Here is a 19,580-nt window from a genome sequence, read left to right on the forward strand (position 1 = left end):
AATCAGCAGCCTGCGGGCCGGCGGTAGTATCGGGACACCGCCAAGAATAAAAAGGAAACCCGCCCATGTCGTACTTTCCCGATGTCGAGCCGATTTGTTATGAAGGCCCCGGCAGCGACTCGCCGCTCGCCTTCCGCCATTACGACGCCAACAAGCTGGTGCTCGGCAAACCCATGCGCGAGCACCTGCGCATGGCCGTCTGCTATTGGCATACGTTTGTCTGGCCAGGGTCCGATGTGTTCGGTGCCGGGACCTTCAAGCGCCCGTGGCAGCACGCCGGGGATCCGCTGGAACTGGCGATCGGCAAGGCCGAGGCGGCGTTCGAGTTCTTCTCCAAGCTGGGCATCGACTACTACTGCTTCCATGACACCGACGTCGCGCCGGAAGGACAATCGCTGAAGGAATATCGCAACAACTTCGCGCAGATGGTCGATCACCTTGAGCGCCATCAGGAACAAAGCGGAATCAAGCTGTTGTGGGGCACCGCCAATTGCTTCAGCAACCCGCGTTTTGCCGCCGGCGCCGCCAGCAACCCGGACCCACAGGTCTTCGCCTGCGCCGCCGCCCAGGTGTTCAGCGCCATGAACGCCACTCAGCGTTTGAAGGGCTCCAACTACGTATTGTGGGGCGGCCGTGAAGGCTATGAAACCCTGCTCAATACCGACCTTGCGCGCGAACGCGAACAGTTGGGCCGCTTCATGCGCATGGTGGTCGAGCACAAGCACAAGATCGGCTTCAAGGGCGACCTGCTGATCGAGCCCAAGCCCCAGGAGCCGACCAAGCACCAATACGATTACGACAGCGCCACCGTGTTCGGCTTCCTGCAACAGTTCGGCCTGGAGAACGAAATCAAGGTCAACATCGAGGCCAACCACGCGACCCTGGCCGGGCACAGTTTCCATCATGAAATCGCCACGGCGGTCTCCCTGGGAATCTTCGGCAGCATCGATGCCAACCGTGGCGATCCGCAGAACGGCTGGGACACCGACCAGTTTCCCAACAGCGTCGAGGAAATGACCCTCGCCACCTATGAAATCCTCAAGGCCGGGGGCTTCGGCAACGGCGGGTTCAACTTCGACTCCAAGGTCCGCCGCCAGAGCGTCGACGACGTCGATCTGTTCCACGGTCATGTTGCCGCCATGGACGTGCTCGCCCTGTCCCTGGAGCGCGCGGCGGCCATGGTGCAGAACGATCAACTGCAAAAATTCAAGGACCAGCGCTACGCCGGCTGGCAACAGCCGTTCGGCAAGGCGGTTCTGGCGGGGGACTTCAGTCTCGAATCACTGGCCGAGCATGCATTCACCAACGAGCTGAATCCGCAGGCCGTCAGCGGTCGGCAGGAGATGCTCGAAAACGTCGTCAACCGGTTCATCTACCCCTGACGGCAGGCAACCTTCGTGGGCGCAGGAGGTTGTTACATTCGCGCGACAAATCTGCGCCCGGAACGCCGAACAAGTCTCTACAGTTCTACCGGCATCATGTTCATCGTCAGGCAGTGTCTTTCAAAAAACAATAAAAGGACGCACCACCATGAAAAACTTCAAACGTACCCTGCTCGCCGGCGCCCTCGCCCTGCTGTCGCTTCCGGCCATGGCCGACGCGACCCACCCGAAAATCGGTTTTTCCATTGACGACCTGCGCCTGGAGCGCTGGTCGCGCGACCGTGACTACTTTGTCGCGGCGGCGGAAAAACTCGACGCCAAGGTCTACGTGCAATCGGCGGACGCCAACGAGCAGAAGCAGATTTCCCAGATCGAAAACCTCATTTCCCGGGGCGTCGATGTGATCGTCATCGTGCCGTTCAACGCTACCGTGCTGACCAACGCCGTCGCCGAAGCCAAGAAGGCCGGGATCAAGGTGATGTCCTATGACCGGCTGATCCTCAACGCCGACATCGACGCCTACATTTCCTTCGATAACGAAAAAGTCGGCGAGATGCAGGCCGGCGGTGTTCTGAAGGCAGCGCCGAAGGGTAACTACTTCCTGCTGGGCGGCGCCCCTACGGACAACAACGCCAAGATCCTGCGCGAGGGCCAGATGAAGGTGTTGCAACCGGCCATCGACAAGGGCGACATCAAGATTGTCGGCCAGCAATGGGTGAAGGAATGGAACCCCACCGAAGCCCTGAGCATCGTTGAAAACGCCCTGACCCGGAACAACAACAAGATCGATGGCATTGTCGCCTCCAACGACGCCACCGCCGGCGGCGCCATCCAGGCCCTGGCCGCGCAGAAGCTGGCCGGCAAGGTACCGATCTCGGGCCAGGACGCCGACCTGGCGGCGGTCAAGCGCGTGATCGACGGCACGCAGACCATGACGGTCTACAAGCCGCTGAAACTGATCGCTTCCGAAGCCGCCAAGCTCTCGGTACAACTGGCGCGCAACGAGAAGCCCACCTACAGCTCTCAGTACGACAACGGCAACAAGAAGGTCGACACCATCCTGCTCACGCCCACCGCACTGACCAAGGACAACATCGACCTGCTGGAAAAGGACGGGTTCTACACCAAGGCGCAGATTGCCGGGCAGTGACCAAAGCGCAGCTCTTTGGTTAAGCAAAAATCCTTGTGGGAGCGAGCCTGCTCGCGAAGACGGCGTCACAGCCGATGATGATGCAGGGTGTGCCGGCCTCTTCGCGAGCAGGCTCGCTCCCACAGGTTTTATGTTGTGTGAGCCCTTTTTTACGAGCCCTCGCCATGTCCGAATACCTGTTGCAAATGAACGGCATCGTCAAGACCTTTGGCGGTGTCAAAGCCCTCAACGGCATCGACATCAAGGTCCGGCCCGGGGAATGTGTCGGCCTGTGCGGTGAAAACGGCGCGGGCAAATCCACGTTGATGAAAGTCCTCTCGGCGGTCTACCCCTATGGCACCTGGGAGGGCGAAATCCTCTGGGACGGCCAGCCGCTGAAAGCCCAATCGATCAGCGAAACCGAGGCCGCCGGGATCGTCATCATCCATCAGGAACTGACGCTGGTCCCCGACCTGTCAGTGGCCGAAAACATCTTCATGGGCCACGAGCTGACCCTGCCCGGCGGGCGCATGAACTATCCGGCGATGATCCATCGCGCCGAAGCCCTGATGCGTGAACTCAAAGTGCCGGACATGAACGTCTCGCTGCCGGTCTCGCAGTACGGCGGTGGCTACCAGCAACTGGTCGAGATCGCCAAGGCGCTGAACAAACAGGCGCGCCTGCTGATCCTCGACGAGCCCTCCTCGGCCCTGACCCGTTCGGAAATCGAGGTGCTGCTGGACATCATCCGCGACCTCAAGGCCAAGGGCGTGGCCTGCGTGTATATCTCCCACAAGCTCGATGAAGTGGCGGCGGTGTGCGACACCATTTCCGTCATCCGCGATGGCAAACTCATCGCGACCACCGCCATGGCCGACATGGATATCCCGAAGATCATCACCCAGATGGTCGGACGGGAGATGAGCAACCTCTACCCCACCGAACCCCACGAGATCGGCGAGGTGATTTTCGAGGCGCGCCACATCAGCTGCTACGACGTCGACAACCCCAGGCGCAAACGGGTCGACGATATTTCGTTTGTCCTCAAGCGCGGGGAAATACTCGGCATCGCCGGGCTGGTGGGTGCCGGTCGCACGGAACTGGTGTCGGCCCTGTTCGGCGCCTACCCCGGACGCCATGAAGGCGAAGTCTGGCTGGACGGCCAGCGGATCGACAGCAGCACGCCGCTCAAGTCGATCCGCGCCGGCCTGTGCATGGTCCCCGAAGACCGCAAGCGCCAAGGCATCATCCCGGACCTTGGCGTCGGCCAGAACATCACCCTGGCGGTGCTGGAGAACTTCTCGAAGATGACCCGGATCGATGCCGAGGCCGAACTGGGCAGCATCGACCGGGAGATCTCGCGCATGCACCTGAAGACCGCAAGCCCGTTCCTGCCGATCACCAGCCTGTCCGGCGGCAACCAGCAGAAAGCCGTGTTGGCGAAGATGCTCCTGACCAAGCCCCGGGTGTTGATTCTCGACGAGCCCACCCGAGGCGTGGATGTGGGTGCCAAGTACGAGATCTACAAGCTGATGGGCGCGCTGGCGGCCGAAGGCGTGTCGATCATCATGGTGTCCTCGGAGCTGGCCGAAGTGCTCGGGGTGTCCGACCGCGTGCTGGTGATTGGCGACGGCCAGTTGCGCGGCGATTTCGTCAATTGTGAACTGACCCAGGAGCAGGTGCTTGCGGCCGCGCTCAGCCATCCCGAAGCCCCTGACAACAATGATCGGAAATCCGCGTAGATGAATCAGGTCAAACAAGTGTTCACCCGCTACAAAATGCTCGCCCTGGTGATTGCCGTGGCAGTCATCTGGCTGTTCTTCAGCTGGCAGACCGAGGGCGGATTCCTGACTCCGCGCAACCTCTCCAACCTGCTGCGGCAGATGTCCATTACCGGAATCCTGGCCTGCGGCATGGTGCTGGTGATCATCAGCGGCGAGATCGACCTGTCGGTGGGCTCGCTGCTGGGCTTGCTCGGCGGGCTCGCGGCGATTCTCGATGTGGTCTATCACATTCCGCTACTGGCGAACCTGAGCCTGGTCGCCCTGTGCGGGCTGGTCATCGGCCTCGCCAACGGCTACATGACCGCCTACCTGCGCATCCCCTCGTTCATCGTCGGCTTGGGCGGCATGCTGGCGTTTCGCGGAATTCTGCTGGGCATCACCGGCGGCACCACGATCGCCCCGGTATCGCCGGAGCTGGTTTATGTCGGCCAGGGTTATCTGCCCCATGCGGTCGGCACGGGCCTTGGCGTGGTGCTGTTTGCCCTGACGTTGTTCCTGACCTGGAAACAACGCCGCAATCGCGCCTTGCACGGCCTGGCCGCCCATTCACTGGTGCGCGACGTGGTGCGGGTGGTGTTGATCGGCGCAGTGCTCGCCGGCTTCGTCTACACGCTGAACAGCTACGACGGGATTCCGGTTCCGGTGCTGCTGCTGTTGGTCCTGCTGGGGGTGTTCAGCTACGTGACCAGCCAGACCGTGTTCGGCCGGCGTGTCTATTCCGTGGGCAGCAACATGGAAGCCACCCGCCTGTCCGGCATCAACGTGCAAGCGGTAAAACTCTGGATCTTCGGCATCATGGGCGTGATGTGCGCCCTCGCCGGCATGGTCAACACCGCGCGCCTGGCGGCCGGCTCCCCCTCGGCCGGCAACATGGGCGAACTGGACGCCATCGCTGCCTGTTTCATCGGCGGCACCTCCATGCGCGGCGGCTCCGGGACGGTATACGGTGCGCTGCTCGGCGCGCTGGTCATCACCAGCCTGGACAACGGCATGTCGATGCTCGACGTCGACAGCTACTGGCAGATGATTGTCAAAGGCAGCATTCTGGTCCTGGCCGTCTGGGTAGACGTCAGCACCCGGACTGGACGACGTTGATGGCCGCCCCTTGGGTGATTGATCACGACTCGTGTGCAACGCCTTTACTTTTGCGCGCTTGATGCTTTCAGGGCGGGGCATATGCTGTTCACAGCAAGCCCCGCCAGGACAAGAAGCGCGCGAAAATGAACAGCCCGAGAACGCTTTATCAGAAACATATCGACAGTCATACCGTTTGCCCGCTGGATGATCAGGGCCACGTGCTGCTGTACATCGACCGTCAGGTCGCCAACGAATACACCAGCCCACAAGCGTTCAGCGGCCTGCGCGAAGCCCACCGCAGCGTCTGGCGCCCCAGCGCGACTCTCGCGGTGGTTGACCACGTAAACCCGACCACGCCCGAGCGTATCGCGGCCATGCCGGATGCGGGCGGCGCCCGGCAGGTGTCCTACTTCGCCGAAAACTGCCGAGACTTCGGCATCGAACTGTTCGATGTGCTCGACAAGCGCCAGGGCATCGAGCACGTCGTCGCGCCCGAGCAAGGCTTCATCCTGCCGGGCATGGTCATCGCCGCTGGCGACAGCCATACCACCACCTACGGTGCGCTCGGGGCGTTCGGTTTCGGCATCGGCACTTCTGAAATCGAACATTTGCTGGCCACCCAGACGCTGGTCTACAAGCGTCTGAAAACCCTGCGCGTCACGGTCAATGGCGCCCTCGGCGCGGGCGTCACCGCCAAGGACGTCATCATGGCGCTGATCGAAAAAATCGGCGCCTCGGGCGCTACGGGCTATGCAATCGAATTCACCGGCCCGGTCATCAGCGCACTGAGCGTCGAAGCGCGGATGACCATCTGCAACATGGCCGTGGAAGCGGGTGCGAGAGGCGCGTTCATGGCCCCCGATGACAAGGTCTTTAACTACTTGCAAAGCAAACCCCGTGCGCCTCGGGGCGAGTTGTGGGAACAGGCCGTGGCCAAGTGGCGAGACTTGCGCAGCGATGAGGGCGCGGTATTCGATCGGGAAGTGAGCCTCGATGTCGCTGCGCTGGAGCCGATGGTGACCTGGGGCACCAGCCCCGACCAGGCAGCGCCGATTGGCGGCCAGGTACCGGATCCGGCGGCGCAGCCCGACCCGATCCTGCGCCAGGGCCTGCAGCGGGCGCTGGACTACATGGGGCTGACGCCAGGGATGCCCCTTGGCGAAGTGCAGATCAGCCATGCCTTCATCGGCTCCTGCACCAATGCGCGCATCGAAGACCTGCGCGACGCGGCACGGGTCGTCCGCGGCAAGCGGGTCGCGGCCCATGTGCGGGCGATGATCGTGCCCGGCTCCACCGCGGTGCGCGACCAGGCCGAAGAGGAAGGACTGGCTGCGATCTTCCGTGACGCCGGTTTCGAATGGCGCCAGTCCGGCTGCTCGATGTGCCTGGCGATGAACGACGACGTGCTTGCGCCAGGTGATCGCTGCGCATCCAGCACCAATCGCAATTTCGAAGGACGCCAGGGCGCAGGCGCGCGCACTCACCTGATGAGTCCGGCCATGGTGGCCGCCGCCGCGATAACCGGTCACCTGACCGACGTCCGCTCACTGCTCCCGGAGGCCTGAAGATGCAACCCTTTGACATCGTAACCGGCATCGCCGCCCCGCTGCTGGCCGCCAACATCGACACCGACGTCATCATGCCCAAGCAGTTCCTCAAGGGCATTGACCGCCAGGGGCTGGACCGGGGCCTGTTCTTTGACCTGAGATGGCGCGAGCCCGGCGTTGCCAATCCGGATTTCGTGCTCAATCAACCTGGCTGGCGCGATGCGACGTTCTTGGTGGTGGGTGAAAACTTCGGCTGTGGCTCAAGCCGTGAGCATGCGGTCTGGGGCTTGAAGCAGGTAGGTATCAGGGCGCTGATTGGCACAAGCTTCGCCGGGATCTTCTACGACAATTGCCAGCGAAACGGGGTGCTGCTGATTGAGCTTGCCGAGGTCCAGTGGAAAAAGATTACCGAGCTCGTTGGCCGTTCGGATACGGCCGCTATCAGCGTCAACCTTCCCGAGCAGTGCCTTGAGCTGGCGGACGGCAGCGTTATGGCGTTCGAGATCGACGGACTGCGCAAGGAGTCGTTGCTGCTGGGGTTGGACGCCATTGGCGCAACGCTCCAGCGTGCCGAGCAGATTCGCCGGTTCGAGCGTCGGCATCTGGCCGAGAATCCTTGGTTGTAGGGGTTGGGTTTGACCTGGTTTTGGTAGGTCCGGGCACCCCCTGTGGGTTGTGAAATCTGCGCCTGTCGAAATCCAATGTGGGAGCGAGCCTGCTCGCGAAGGCGGCGTGTCAGCCACCGAAGATGTTGGATAGGCTGGCCCCTTCGCGAGCAGGCTCGCTCCCACAGAGAACGCCGCTACGTCTGACCAACCGACAAATCCCGGAAGCACTCCTCGAGAAACTCGACACATACCCGCAATTTGGCCGACTGGCTGAGCCGGGTCGGGTATACGGCCCAGACGTTGGCGCTTTGCGAATAGTCTGGCAGCACCTGGACCAGCCGCCCCTGCTCCAGCAGCGGCTTGACGTCCCACATCGAGCGCAGCAGGATCCCGCCGCCGCTCAACGCCCACTCCAGAACGATCTCGCCACTGTTGGATGATAACGGGCCGCCGACGCGTACCGTTGCCTCCTCGCCATCCCGGGTCAGCGTCCATAGGCCGAACGCGTTATTGCGCTCTTTGAGCACCAGGCAATCATGGGCGTCAAGCTCTTCCAGCAAATGCGGGATGCCCCGCCGTTGCAGATACTCCGGGCTTGCGCAGAGTATCCGCCGATTGCTCGCCAGCTTGCGCCCCAGGTGTTGGTCCGGCAGGTCATCACCGACGCGGATCTCCAGGTCGAAGCCTTCGCCGACGATATCGACGACGCGATCGAATACGTCCAGGCGGATGTCGAGCCGGGGGTACGCCTGCGACAGTTTGCCGATGGCCGGTGCGACGTGGTTGCGGCCAAAACCGAAACTGCTGCAGATGTGCAGAGCGCCGCTGGGCTGATGTCGCGCCTGGGCGATTTCACCGACAAACTCCTCGAAATCCCCCAATAGCTTTTCGGCCCAGACCCGCACGCGCTCGCCATCGTCGGTCAGGGCGATGCGCCGGGTGGTACGGTGCAGCAAGCGCGTGGCGAGCGTTGCTTCCAGTACCGAAATGCGCTTGCTGATATAGGCCGGTGAATAACCCAGCGCTTGCGCGGCACTGGCAAAGCCGTTTTTTCGAACGACGGTGAGAAAGACCTTCAGGTCCTCCGGTAATGGAAACTGATCACGACTCGTGTTCATAAGCCCCACGGCAGCGCTATTCTTCGCAGATTTTGCGAAGAATAGCATCGATCCCGCCCGGCTCAACCGCCGTATTTATTCATCAGCTTCAGCGTTACCCCGTTCGTCCAGCCGAAGCCGTCCTGCAGTTCGTATTCGCCGCCCCCACCGCCGTCGCCCTGTCCGGACACGTCGTACTTCTCGACCAATTTGTCCTCTTTGAGATAAAGGTCTTGGACCTGCTTCAGAAAGCGGTTGCCAACATCCCGGGCCAGTTCCGTTTGTCCGTAGCGGTCCAATCCTTCGACCGCCACCCATTGCAACGGCGCCCAGCCATTCGGCTCGTCCCACTGCTGGCCGTTATTGACCTGGGTGGTGGCGATGCCGCCAGGACGCAACAAACCTCGACGCACCGCATCGGCGGTACGATCGGCGCGTTCGGCAGAGGCCAGGCCGGTGAAGAGCGGGAACAGCGTTGCGGCAGTCAATCCCGGCCGTTGCCGGTTCTGCTGCCAGTCGTAGTCCACGTAATAACCACCTTCGGCGTTCCACAAGTGCGTCTCGATGGCGCGCTGGCGTTGCTCGGCACGTTGCCCATAGGCCTGGACGCAAGGCGTGTTCGCCACCGTCTCACAGGCCTTGGCGATGGTGCGCTCCAGGTGGAACATCAGGGCGTTCAGGTCCACCGGCACAATCGACGTGGTTCGGATGGTCGCCAGGTTCTTGCCGTCCCCCAGCCAGCGGGAGCTGAAATCCCAGCCGCTTTCGGCCCCGGCGCGCAAGTCGCGCCAGACCTCCTCCTTGGGTCGCTGTGGCGCCTGTTCGGCGGTCTTCGTGTCTTGCAGCCATGACTCCTGCCGAGGCGTAGCGCTGGCATCCCAATAACGGTTGAGCACACTGCCATCGGCGAGCTTGACGACATGCTGCACCGCCTCACCGGCCTTGAGGGCCTGCGCGCCGTCCATCCAGTAGGCATATTCCTTTTGCAACTGGGGAAGGTAGCGCCCGTAGGCCTGCTCGCCTTCGATGTGCGCCTGCAACTCGACCATGTAAGCAAAGAACGGTGGCTGCGAGCGGCTCAGGTAGTAGCTGCGGTTGCCATTGGGGATATGGCCGTAGGTGTCGATCATGTAGGCAAAATTGTCGGTCATCTGGCGAACCTGCGTCTTGTCGCCGCTTTGCTCCAGACCGAGCATGGTGAAATACGAGTCCCAGTAATACATTTCGCGGAAACGTCCGCCCGGGACTACATACGGTTGCGGCAACGGCAGCAGGCTGCTGTAGGGTGGCACCTGGGTGTAGGTTCGGCTGAGCACGGGCCAGAGATTATCGATGTGCTCCTTGATCGGCGCACCCGGTTCGGGGGCAGGACTTTCAGCCTGGCCGGATTCGATGAAGTTGTCTTTTATGAAGGCATCGAGATCGAAATCGGCGCCCTCCCGACGGGCCAGGTAATCGGCACGGATCTTCGCCGGGTCACGCTTGGGCAACGCATCGACGAAATGCTTCTGGTCGGTGAATACCTGCTGACGCTGCACGGCTTCGAACAGCTCGGGGTACATCTGGTCGGGCGGCTGATTGGCCCGGTCCCGGGCGTCGGCATAACCCCACATGGCGGGAGGTTGGCTTGAACAGGCCGTGCACAGCACGGCAGCGAGAGACAGGCTGGGGAAATACAGTGGTCGCATCGGCGGCTCCATTATTTGTCGTTCCTGACCAACGAGTGACAGAACGAGGTGGAGCGCGGTTCACTCGAAATGCCTTTCCTCACCTCGACGGAACCCCTGCCTGACCCCTGCTCTCTATCGCAGGACCAACAGGACGGAGGTGTTGATCATGATTGCCCCAGCAACCGGCATGCGGCACGGTGAGCGTTACGCCGTTGAAAGCATCGAGCGCGCGCCTCACTTCCCGGGTTTCTTCCTTGATGGAAAGTATTACCTGGGCCCTGAATTGAATACGGCGGTGGGCTGGCTGGAAGGCCAGACATTCCTCTACGACCAGCTCGACCCCGAGGGCGAGCCGGTGTACCCCGGCAGAGTGGCCGGCACCATCGAGGACCTGACGCTGATAATGGCCGATGGCGTGCGCCTCAAGCTGACCCCCTTGCAGCCCGACATCGACCGGCCCACGGGCCCCGCCGCTACCGCCGCTCAGACAAAGTCGTATCCCTTGGCGGAAAAACTCGTGGTTATCACCGGAGCGTCCAGCGGAATCGGCCGTGCCACCGCCCTGGCGTTTGCCCGGCAACGGGCGCGCCTGGTGCTGGCGGCACGTGATCGGGAGGCGCTCGCCGAAGTTGTCGACGAATGCCAGGCCCAGGGCGTCGCCGCATTGGCGGTGTGCACCGATGTCACCCGCAGCGAACAGATGCAGGCGCTAGCCGCCGAGGCCGCCGCGTTTGGCGACGGCCGCATCGATATCTGGATCAACAATGCCGGCGTCGGCGCGGTGGGCAGTTTCGAGCAAACGCCGCTTGAGGTACATGAACAGGTTCTGCAAACCGACCTGCTCGGCTACCTGCGGGGCGCCTATGTGGCATGGCCCTACTTCAAGGCGCAGAAGCGTGGAATCCTGATCAACACCCTGTCGCTGGGCAGTTGGGTCGCCCAGCCCTATGCCGCTGCCTACTCGGCAAGCAAATACGGCTTGCGCGGCTTGTCCGAAGCCTTGCGCGGTGAACTCGGCGAATACCGGGACATCCATGTCTGCGACATCTACCCCGCCGTCATCGACACGCCGGGCTTTCGCGACGGCGCCAATTACACCGGCCATGCGCTCAAGCCACCGCCTCCCGTCTACGACCCGCAGCGGGTTGCCGAAGCGATGGTCAGCTGTGCGCTCAACCCCAAGCCCAGCACCACCGTGGGCAGCGCGGCGGTACTGGCGAGAGTCGCGCATTTCCTGGTGCCCGGTTTCCCGCAACTGTCCGGCTGGTTGACGCGTCTGGGCCTGAACCGCAGCCCGGCGTTGGCGTCATCCTCGGGCAACCTGTTCAACCCGCCCAGCGGGCCGCGTAAAATCGAAGGCGGCTGGCGCAAGCCTGCGCGACGGCCATCGCCCGTGCTGGTGGCGGGCGCGGCGCTGTTGCTTGGCGGGTGCCTGGTGGCATTGGGTCGGGAGCGTGACCGCAGGTGACCGCACAGCGAGGCGATCGGGTCAGTCCTGCGCCGAGCGGAACGCTTCGACGTTGAGCCCGAACCGGCTCATCTTGTTGTACAGGCCGCCCCGGGACACGTTCAACCGTTGGGCGGCCAGACGGATATTGCCGCGCGTGTCCCGCAGGGCGGCGATGATTGCGTTCATTTCGTGCGTGCCCAGATCGAGGGCCGCCCTGGGTTCAGGAGTAGCTTGGCGGGCCGAGGGCCGCCCGCCCTGCCTGATTTCCAGGGCCAGGTCATTCGCCTGGATGAGTTCGGTGGTTGCCAGGTTGGTCGCGCGCTCAATGACGTTTTCCAGCTCACGGACGTTCCCCGGCCAATGATAGGCATCGAGAACCTCCAGCGCCTGTGGTGACAGGTCACGTATCGGCTTTCGCAGCGACCGGGCACACCGCGCGAGGAAATGCCGCGCCAGCAAGGGCACGTCCTCCCGCCGCATCCGCAGCGGCGGCACCGTCAGGCTCAGCACATTGAGACGGTAATAAAGGTCCTCGCGAAAGGCCCCGTCGGCGACGGCCTGGCTCAGGTTGCGGTGAGTGGCGGCAATGATGCGCACGTTGACCCGCAGCGATTTTTTCGCCCCCACCCGCGTCACTTCGCCTTCCTGCAGGACGCGCAGCAGGCTGACCTGCGCACCAAAGGCCATGTCACCGATCTCGTCGAGGAAGATCGTCCCGCCATCGGCCAGTTCGAATTTGCCCGCCGAGCCGCCGCGAGCCGATCCGGTGAACGCACCTTCGACATGGCCGAACAGTTCGCTCTGCACCAGATCCCGGGGAATGGCCCCGCAATTGACCGCCACGAACGGACCGCCACTGCGCTCGCTGGCGTTATGGATGGCCTGGGCAAACAGCTCCTTTCCGGTGCCACTCTCACCGAGAATCAGCGTGGTCGAGTCACTGCGACTGGCGATCCGGCCCAGTTGCAAGGCGTCCTGAATCGCCCGTGAACGACCCTGGATGATCTCGAACGTGTAGCTGGCCTGGGTGCCGATGAGGCGCCGGGTAATCTCACGGATGCGCCGATTCTCGCGCAGCGAAACGATACGACCGCCCTGCTCCAGAGGGCAGACAGATACCAGGCAGGCCAGATGACTGCCGTCATGTAGCTCAAAGGTGCAATCCAGGTCCCTTGCCCCTTCGCCATCCCCTCGCAGGATTTCGCCGCTCAGCTCGGTCTGCCCAAGGCTTTGGAACGGCTTGCCCAACCAGTCACGGTCGACGCGGAACAATTGCCGGGCGTAATGGTTGAGAGCCTTGATGCAACCCGTTTCATCGAGTACCACCAAGCCCTCGTTGAGCACTTCAAGGACTGTCTGTTGTTCTTCCAGCAGTGCCTGCAGCGCCATTTGCCGGGAGACCGCTTCAGCCGCGGCCTGGACGGTGCCCAGGGTATGGAAGTGAAACCAGCCGGGCTCGGCGGTCAGGGTCAGCATCGCCAGGGTCCGCCCATGAGCATCGCGGATAGGCGCGGCGGCACAATGCATACGCCGCTGGCGCAGGCCTATGCCGAAATTTTCCTCGGCCAGCACATACACCAGCCGGTCTTCAACCAGCGCCAGCCCGGTGCAATTGGTGCCCTGCACCGATTCGAGCAATCGGCTGCCGATGGGCGTGAGGTCCAGCCCGCAGAAATACAGGGTCGTGCCTTCGGCATCGGTCAGGTTGATATGCCCGTTGGGGTTGTAGGCGAGCAAGCCGCGCATGACCTGTGCGGCGGCGGCGATCAACAGGCGATTCGCCGTCAGCGTGGCGGTCAGCACGGCGGGCGCGACAAAACGGTACTCGCCGTCCTCCGGATCCAGCCCGGCATCGACGCTGCGCCGCCAGGAATTCCAGATCACTTGCCTGACACCGGCGGGACGCTCGGTGCTGGCGTTCAGGCATGCTCGCCAGGCCTCTTCCAGCGCAGCGTTTGATCCTCCATTCAACGACGCGGGGCCGAGGGCGGTCAGATAGTCCCGGTCTTCAACGCTCAGGGCCATGGGTTGTGCATTCATTGTCGGCTCTATGTTCAGGTTTTCGACATGTCAGTGTAGACATGTCCATGAAATGAACATCCCTCTTTCAAGATCGCAGGAAAAAACCTTTAAATTCAGCTCGTTGAATATTGGCACAGCAGTTGCTCCCCGCTGTATAGCGACACCGGCGTTCCAGCCAGCGAGTCGCGAACAACAATAAAAGGGAGTCATTTCATGAGCACCTCGAAAACCATTCGCCTGGGTCTTATCGGCGCTGGCCGCATGGGCAGTTTTCACGGCCTGACCGCCGCCCGGCACATCCCCGGCGCCTGCCTCGCCGCCATCGCCGACCCTACTCCCGGCCAGGCCGCGCGCCTGGCGGCGGAGCTGGATGTGCGCAAGACCTACGCCGACCCGCAGCAACTGCTGGACGACCCGGACATCGACGCCGTGCTGATCGCCGCCCCGGCACGCAGCCATGCCGAGCTGGTGATCAGCGCGGCCCGGGCCGGCAAAGGGGTGTTCTGTGAAAAACCCATGGCGATCACGCTGGACGAAGCCGACCGCGCCATCGCCGCCGCTGCCGATGCCCGGGTGACGCTCCAGGTCGGTTTCAACCGGCGCTTCGCCAGGAGTTTCCGCACAGCTCATCTGGACGTGGTCGCCGGCCGGATCGGCACACCCCAACTGCTGCGCTCGCTGACCCGCGACCCGGCGCTGAACAACCCCGCCGCCTCGCCGCAATGGGTGATCTTCCTGGAAACGCTGATCCATGACTTCGATACCCTGCGCTACCTGAATCCGGGCGCCGAGGCGGTCGAGGTATTCGTGATGGCCGATGCCTTGATTGCACCCGCCTACAAGGAGAACGGTTTCCTCGACACGGCAGTGGTCACGATCCGTTTCGACAATGGCGCCATTGCCACCGCGGAGGCCAACTTCCAGGCCGTCTATGGCTACGACGTCCGGGGCGAAGTGTTCGGCAGTGCCGGCATGCTGACCATGGGCAGCGTCAACGACTCCGACTTGCTGCGCTATCTGGCCAATGGGGTCCAGGCCGATACCCAACGCCTGGACACCGACTTGCTGCGTGATGCGTACGTGGCCGAGCTGAATCACTTCGTCAGTTGCGTGCGCAGCGGCGAGAAACCGCTGGCCAGCGGTGAAGATGCCCGGGCCGCCCTGGCCATTGCACGGGCTTGCATCGAGTCCTTCCAGCAGGGTAAAGCGGTACGTGTGCAAGGAGCCTCGTCATGAGTTTCATCCCCTTCAAACTGGCGGTCAGCGCCGAGATGGTCTTTCTTGACCTGCCCTTTGTCGAACGGGTCAAACGCATCCACGCGCAGGGTTTCAGCGTCGAGATATGGAACTGGACGAGCAAGGACATCCAGGCCCTCGCGGCGACTGGCGCGGATTTCACCTCGATGACAGGTTACATCTCGGGCAACCTGACCGATCCCGAGGCCGTCCGGCAACTGCTCGACAGCGCCGGGGAATCCTTGGCCGTCGCAGCCCGGTTGAACTGCCCGAGCCTGAACCTGCACGGCACCGGCCTGGGTGATCTGGGCTTGCCGGTCAAACCGGTAGCCCGAACCACCGGACGCATGTGGTTGAGCGCCTGCAAGACCCTGGAAAAAATCGCCCGCCTGGGCGAAGACGCCGGCCGGGTATTCCTGCTGGAAAATCTCAACACCGAAGTCGACCATCCCGGCACACCGTTCGCCCGCGCCGACGATACCCTGGCGCTGATCGAAGCCGTGGGCAGCCCGCACCTGAAAATGAACCTGGACCTTTATCACGCGCAAATCGGCGAAGGAAACCTGATCGAGCTGATCCAGCGCGCCGGTGACGCCATCGGCGAAATCCAGGTCGCCGATGTTCCGGGTCGCATGGAGCCCGGCACCGGTGAAATTCACTATCCGGCCATTGCCCGGGCGCTGTTCGGCACGGGATACCGCGGTGTCGTCGGCCTTGAAGGCTGGGCCAGCGGTGACAGCGAAACAGCACTGGAGCGTTTCAGACAGGCTTTCACCCTGGATGGGTGAGCGCCTCGCGGACGCCAGACGCGCGGCAAAATTTCCATCACTTGATGACGTTCACTCCATAACAACAAAAGGAAAACCATCATGCGTCGTTGCACACTGCTTTTCGCCACATTGCTGGTGCTGTTCAGCCAATGGGCCTCCGCCGATTATCGCATCGGTGTCAGCATCGCCAGGGTTGACGACAACTTCATGACCTACGTGCGTAACGGCCTGGACGAGGCCGCCAGAAAGGATAACGTCCAGATCCAGTTCGAAGATGCCCAGGGCGACGTGGTCCGCCAGCTCAATCAGGTCCAGGGCTTCATCAACCAGAAAGTCGATGCGGTCATTGTCCTGCCGGTAGACACTTCCGCCACCGCCAACATCACCCGCGCCGCGGTCGAAGCCAAGACGCCGCTGGTCTACGTCAACCGCCACCCGGACGAGCGCACCTTGCCCAAAGGCGTAGTTACGGTGGCGTCCAACGACATCGAGGCCGGCCAACTGCAGATGCGCTACCTGGCGGAAAAACTCGGCGGCAAGGGCAATCTCGCGATCATCATGGGCGACCTCGCGCAAAACGCCACCCATGACCGCACCGAAGGGGTCAAGCAGGTGCTCAAGGACTTCCCCCAGATCAGGGTCGTCGAGCAGCAGAGCGCCGAGTGGCAGCGCAGCAAAGGGATGGACCTGACCAGCAACTGGCTGCTCGCCGGCAGCCGTTTCGATGCCATCGTCGCCAACAATGACGAGATGGCCATCGGTGCGGCCATGGCCTTGCAGCAAGCCGGCAAAGCCAAGGGCGAGATTTCGATTGTCGGCATCGACGGTTTGCCTGATGGCCTGGCGGCGATCAAGCGTGGGATGCTGGTCGCCTCGGTATTCCAGGACCCCAAGGCCCAAGCGACCAGCGCGGTGCAGGCGGCGCTCAAGATGATCAAGGGCGAGCCGGTTGAACCGGAGGTCTGGGTGCCGTTCCAGTTGATCAAGCCTGAGCAACTGGCGGTGTTTGAGCAGCGCTACAAGTAGCAGTAATCACCTGAGAAAAATGATGGCCTCGTGGCGAGGGAGCTTGCTCCCGCTCGGTTGCGTAGCAGCCGCAAGACTTTTGGGGCCGCTGCGCAGCCCAGCGGGAGCAAGCTCCCTCGCCACGGGTCGATTGCCTCACGTCAACAGCCAGCACCTGCTCAGGCGATGTGCAACGCCCTGCCCTTGGTCTCGGCGATGGCATTGTTCAAGGCCACCCGGAACAGCTCGACCAGCACATCGATTTCCTCAGCCTGGATGATCAGCGGTGGCAGGAATCGCACAACGGCGCCATGGCGCCCGCCCAACTCGAGGATGACGCCCAAGCGCAGGCACTGGCGCTGGATGGCCTGGGCCAGTGCCGTATCCGCGGCGGGCACACGGGCATCGCTCGGCGTATCGCTGACAACCTCTACGCCCACCATCAAGCCACGACCACGCACCTGGCCCAGGCAAGGGTAATCGCCCTGCAACTGACGCAGCTGCTCCATCAGGCGTTGCCCCATGATGTCAGCGTGCGCTGGCAGGTGTTCGCTGATGATATGACGCAACGTCGCGCCCCCCGCTGCCATCGCCATCTGGTTGCCACGGAACGTGCCGGCATGGGCACCGGGTTTCCAGGTGTCCAGTTCTTCGCGATACACCATCACCGCCAGCGGCAGACCGCCGCCGATAGCTTTGGACAAGACCAGAATGTCCGGCTCGATGTCGGCGTGCTGGAAAGCAAACAGCTTGCCGGTACGTCCCAGGCCGGTCTGTACTTCATCGATGATCAGTGCCACGCCGTGTTTGCGGGTCAATTGGCGCAAGCCCTGGAGCCAACGGACCGGTGCCGGGATCACCCCACCCTCGCCCTGCACGACTTCCACGACCACCGCTGCCGGTGGCAGCACACCCGACTCCGGGTCGCTCAACAGTTGTTCGATAAAGTGCAGCCCGGCATCGATGCCGGCTTCGCCGCCGATGCCGAACGGACAGCGGTAGTCATAGGGGTACGGCAGGAACTGCACGTCGGCCATCAACGAGCCCAGCCCCTGTTTCGGCCCCAGGTTGCCCATCAGGCTCAGTGTCCCCAGGGTCATGCCGTGGTAACCGCCGGAGAACGTCAGGATCGGTTTGCGCCCGGTGGCGATCCGCGCCAGCTTCAGGGCCGCCTCGATACCGTCGGCACCGGTCGGTCCGCAGAACTGGATGCGCGCGTGACGGGCAAAGTTTTCCGGCAAGGCGTTGAACAGGTCCTCGACGAAACGATCCTTGACCGGTGTCGTCAGGTCCAGGGTGTGCAAGGGCAGGCCGGAATCGAGTGTCTGGCGCATGGCCGCGATGGCCACCGGATGGTTATGGCCCAGCGCCAAAGTCCCCGCACCCGCGAGGCAGTCCATGAACAATTGTCCTTGAGTATCGCGCACATAAATACCATGGGCTTCTTGCAAGGCCAACGGAATGCGCCGCGGGTAAGAACGGGCGTTCGACTCCCGGGCCGCCTGGCGTTGCAGATACGGGTTGGTGTTCAGTTCACGCGGCGCTTGCTGGCGAAACTGCTCCAGCGTGAAGGTTGCGTTGGAGGATGAACGGGGCTGGACACTTTCCATTTTGACTCCCTGAGTAACCACTCGGTTGTGGGCGATCAGCCCTGTCCTTGTACCTGCATGGCCTGACGCAGGCTCAGCGGGCGCATGTCGGTCCAGACTTTCTCGATGTAGGCCAGACACTCTTCCTTGCTGCCCTGCATGTCCACGGTGCGCCAGCCGTCGGGCACGCTGCGGTAGTCCGGCCAGATCGAGTACTGCTCCTCTTCGTTGACGACAACCAGAAACCGCGTATCCGGGCTATCCAAACTCATTGCTTGCTCCTTTGACTGGCATGACGGAAAAGATCGCTACGATACAATACTAATGGTAGCGATTCTCATTAATATTATAAAAATCTTACGTTGCGCACATATTTCATTGCTGGCGAGCAGTCGCAAGACAGCAGTACGCTGTTTATACTTCGCCCCTGAACGATAACCTCTCTCGATTCGCGGTCACGGATGAGTCAATGATTCCCAGCCTTGCTCCGCTGTTCATCGGGCCGCTCGCAGCCTTTGAAGAGAAACTGCAACTGCGCAGCCTCCCGCGCACCGATCTGCCGGCCGCCGTGTTCTTCCAGCATGAGACGTTCAGTGCATTCGTCGACGATCTGCTGGCACGCTACAAGACCGATGAGCGCCTGGCCCTGGTGTCGCTGTGGTCCAAGTGGTATTTCAGTACCTTCCTGGCGCCAGTCATGGCCGCCAACCTGCTCCAGCAACGCGAGCTGCCGCTCGCCCTGGCTGATGTCGGCTTGAAACTCGGCGATGACGCCAGGCCCCAGGCCCTGCATTTGCGCGACGATGGCCAGATACTCCCCCGGTGCACGGCCTTCGAGCGGTTCCATACGCTCGTCGAATGCCATCTGGAACCGGTCATCGAGATTCTTGCCAGTGTCAGCCGGGCATCGCCCCGGTTGTTCTGGAGCAACGCCGCCAACACCTTCGAATTTGTCACCACGCGGATCGAACTGCACCCCCTGGCTGATGCCTCCAGCACCCTGCCGGCCAGGGAGATCCTCACTGCCCGGCTGCGCCCCGACGGCCGGCGCAACCCTCTGTTCGCGCCCGTGCGTTACCACGACATCGGCGAGGACGAGCCGCAGCGCCTGAGGCGCATCTGCTGCATTCGCTACCGCCTCCCCGGCGTTGGCTATTGCAGCAGCTGCCCCCTCGATGAATCCAGGCGCCAGGTTCAAGGCGCCTGAGCGCAGC

The 19,580-nt window shown here is 62.6% G+C and carries 16 protein-coding genes; 11 read left to right on the forward strand and 5 right to left on the reverse strand.

Features of this window, described 5'->3' with window-relative positions:
- The first annotated feature begins 65 nt into the window (after positions 1-65).
- From xylA to leuD, 6 genes are all read left to right on the forward strand, one after another.
- Positions 66-1,382, forward strand: a complete 1,317-nt coding sequence (xylA, locus tag J3P96_RS14895) for a xylose isomerase (RefSeq protein ID WP_434651940.1) — start codon at positions 66-68, stop codon at positions 1,380-1,382.
- A 148-nt stretch (positions 1,383-1,530) separates the two neighbouring features.
- Positions 1,531-2,532 carry a D-xylose ABC transporter substrate-binding protein gene (gene xylF, locus J3P96_RS14900; protein ID WP_434651942.1) on the forward strand — a complete coding sequence of 334 codons (1,002 nt, stop codon included), beginning with the start codon at positions 1,531-1,533 and terminating at the stop codon, positions 2,530-2,532.
- Between the two features lie 164 nt (positions 2,533-2,696).
- Entirely contained in the window at positions 2,697-4,253 is a 1,557-nt protein-coding gene (gene xylG / locus J3P96_RS14905) for a D-xylose ABC transporter ATP-binding protein (RefSeq protein WP_434651944.1), read from the forward strand.
- Complete coding sequence (locus tag J3P96_RS14910; RefSeq protein ID WP_434568680.1) at positions 4,254-5,390, forward strand: sugar ABC transporter permease; 1,137 nt, start codon at positions 4,254-4,256, stop codon at positions 5,388-5,390.
- A gap of 125 nt (positions 5,391-5,515) precedes the next feature.
- Positions 5,516-6,937, forward strand: a complete 1,422-nt coding sequence (gene leuC / locus J3P96_RS14915) for a 3-isopropylmalate dehydratase large subunit (protein ID WP_434651947.1) — start codon at positions 5,516-5,518, stop codon at positions 6,935-6,937.
- Positions 6,938-6,939: 2 nt separating this feature from the next.
- Positions 6,940-7,545 carry a 3-isopropylmalate dehydratase small subunit gene (gene leuD / locus J3P96_RS14920; RefSeq protein WP_434651949.1) on the forward strand — a complete coding sequence of 202 codons (606 nt, stop codon included), beginning with the start codon at positions 6,940-6,942 and terminating at the stop codon, positions 7,543-7,545.
- Between the two features lie 176 nt (positions 7,546-7,721).
- On the opposite strand, the gene J3P96_RS14925 is transcribed toward leuD, so the two are convergent.
- Positions 7,722-8,645 carry a LysR substrate-binding domain-containing protein gene (locus J3P96_RS14925; RefSeq protein WP_434651952.1) on the reverse strand — a complete coding sequence of 308 codons (924 nt, stop codon included), beginning with the start codon at positions 8,643-8,645 and terminating at the stop codon, positions 7,722-7,724.
- A gap of 62 nt (positions 8,646-8,707) precedes the next feature.
- The gene (gene treA, locus J3P96_RS14930; protein WP_434651955.1) at positions 8,708-10,312 is read right to left on the reverse strand and encodes an alpha,alpha-trehalase TreA; all 1,605 of its coding nucleotides are present in this window, start codon (positions 10,310-10,312) and stop codon (positions 8,708-8,710) included.
- A gap of 148 nt (positions 10,313-10,460) precedes the next feature.
- Between treA and J3P96_RS14935 the strand changes: the two genes are divergently transcribed.
- Positions 10,461-11,762, forward strand: coding sequence for an SDR family oxidoreductase (locus tag J3P96_RS14935; protein WP_434651957.1), 1,302 nt, complete (start codon positions 10,461-10,463; stop codon positions 11,760-11,762).
- Between the two features lie 21 nt (positions 11,763-11,783).
- On the opposite strand, the gene J3P96_RS14940 is transcribed toward J3P96_RS14935, so the two are convergent.
- The gene (locus J3P96_RS14940) at positions 11,784-13,784 is read right to left on the reverse strand and encodes a sigma-54-dependent Fis family transcriptional regulator (RefSeq protein WP_434651960.1); all 2,001 of its coding nucleotides are present in this window, start codon (positions 13,782-13,784) and stop codon (positions 11,784-11,786) included.
- A 195-nt stretch (positions 13,785-13,979) separates the two neighbouring features.
- On the opposite strand from J3P96_RS14940, the gene J3P96_RS14945 reads away from it, so the two are divergent.
- The 3 genes from J3P96_RS14945 (at position 13,980) to J3P96_RS14955 (ending at position 16,798) form a co-directional block, all read left to right on the forward strand.
- Positions 13,980-15,002: a Gfo/Idh/MocA family oxidoreductase gene (locus J3P96_RS14945; RefSeq protein WP_434651963.1), complete on the forward strand. Its 1,023-nt coding sequence runs from the start codon at positions 13,980-13,982 to the stop codon at positions 15,000-15,002.
- The gene (locus J3P96_RS14950; protein ID WP_434651965.1) at positions 14,999-15,790 is read left to right on the forward strand and encodes a TIM barrel protein; all 792 of its coding nucleotides are present in this window, start codon (positions 14,999-15,001) and stop codon (positions 15,788-15,790) included. The genes J3P96_RS14945 and J3P96_RS14950 overlap by 4 nt, the downstream gene beginning before the upstream one ends.
- Before the next feature lie 81 nt (positions 15,791-15,871).
- Positions 15,872-16,798, forward strand: coding sequence for a sugar ABC transporter substrate-binding protein (locus tag J3P96_RS14955; protein ID WP_434651967.1), 927 nt, complete (start codon positions 15,872-15,874; stop codon positions 16,796-16,798).
- A 158-nt stretch (positions 16,799-16,956) separates the two neighbouring features.
- On the opposite strand, the gene J3P96_RS14960 is transcribed toward J3P96_RS14955, so the two are convergent.
- Positions 16,957-18,387: a diaminobutyrate--2-oxoglutarate transaminase gene (locus J3P96_RS14960; RefSeq protein WP_434651970.1), complete on the reverse strand. Its 1,431-nt coding sequence runs from the start codon at positions 18,385-18,387 to the stop codon at positions 16,957-16,959.
- 35 nt (positions 18,388-18,422) lie between these two features.
- A complete protein-coding gene (locus tag J3P96_RS14965) occupies positions 18,423-18,638 on the reverse strand; it encodes an MbtH family protein (protein WP_186610593.1) in 216 nt (71 codons plus the stop codon).
- Positions 18,639-18,835: 197 nt separating this feature from the next.
- Here J3P96_RS14965 and fhuF point away from each other — a divergent pair, with 197 nt between their 5' ends.
- On the forward strand, positions 18,836-19,573 hold the full coding sequence (gene fhuF / locus J3P96_RS14970) for a siderophore-iron reductase FhuF (RefSeq protein ID WP_434651971.1): 738 nt from the start codon (positions 18,836-18,838) through the stop codon (positions 19,571-19,573).
- Positions 19,574-19,580: the final 7 nt, after the last annotated feature.

Source organism: Pseudomonas sp. R3-56 (assembly GCF_051132075.1).
Classification (GTDB): domain Bacteria; phylum Pseudomonadota; class Gammaproteobacteria; order Pseudomonadales; family Pseudomonadaceae; genus Aquipseudomonas.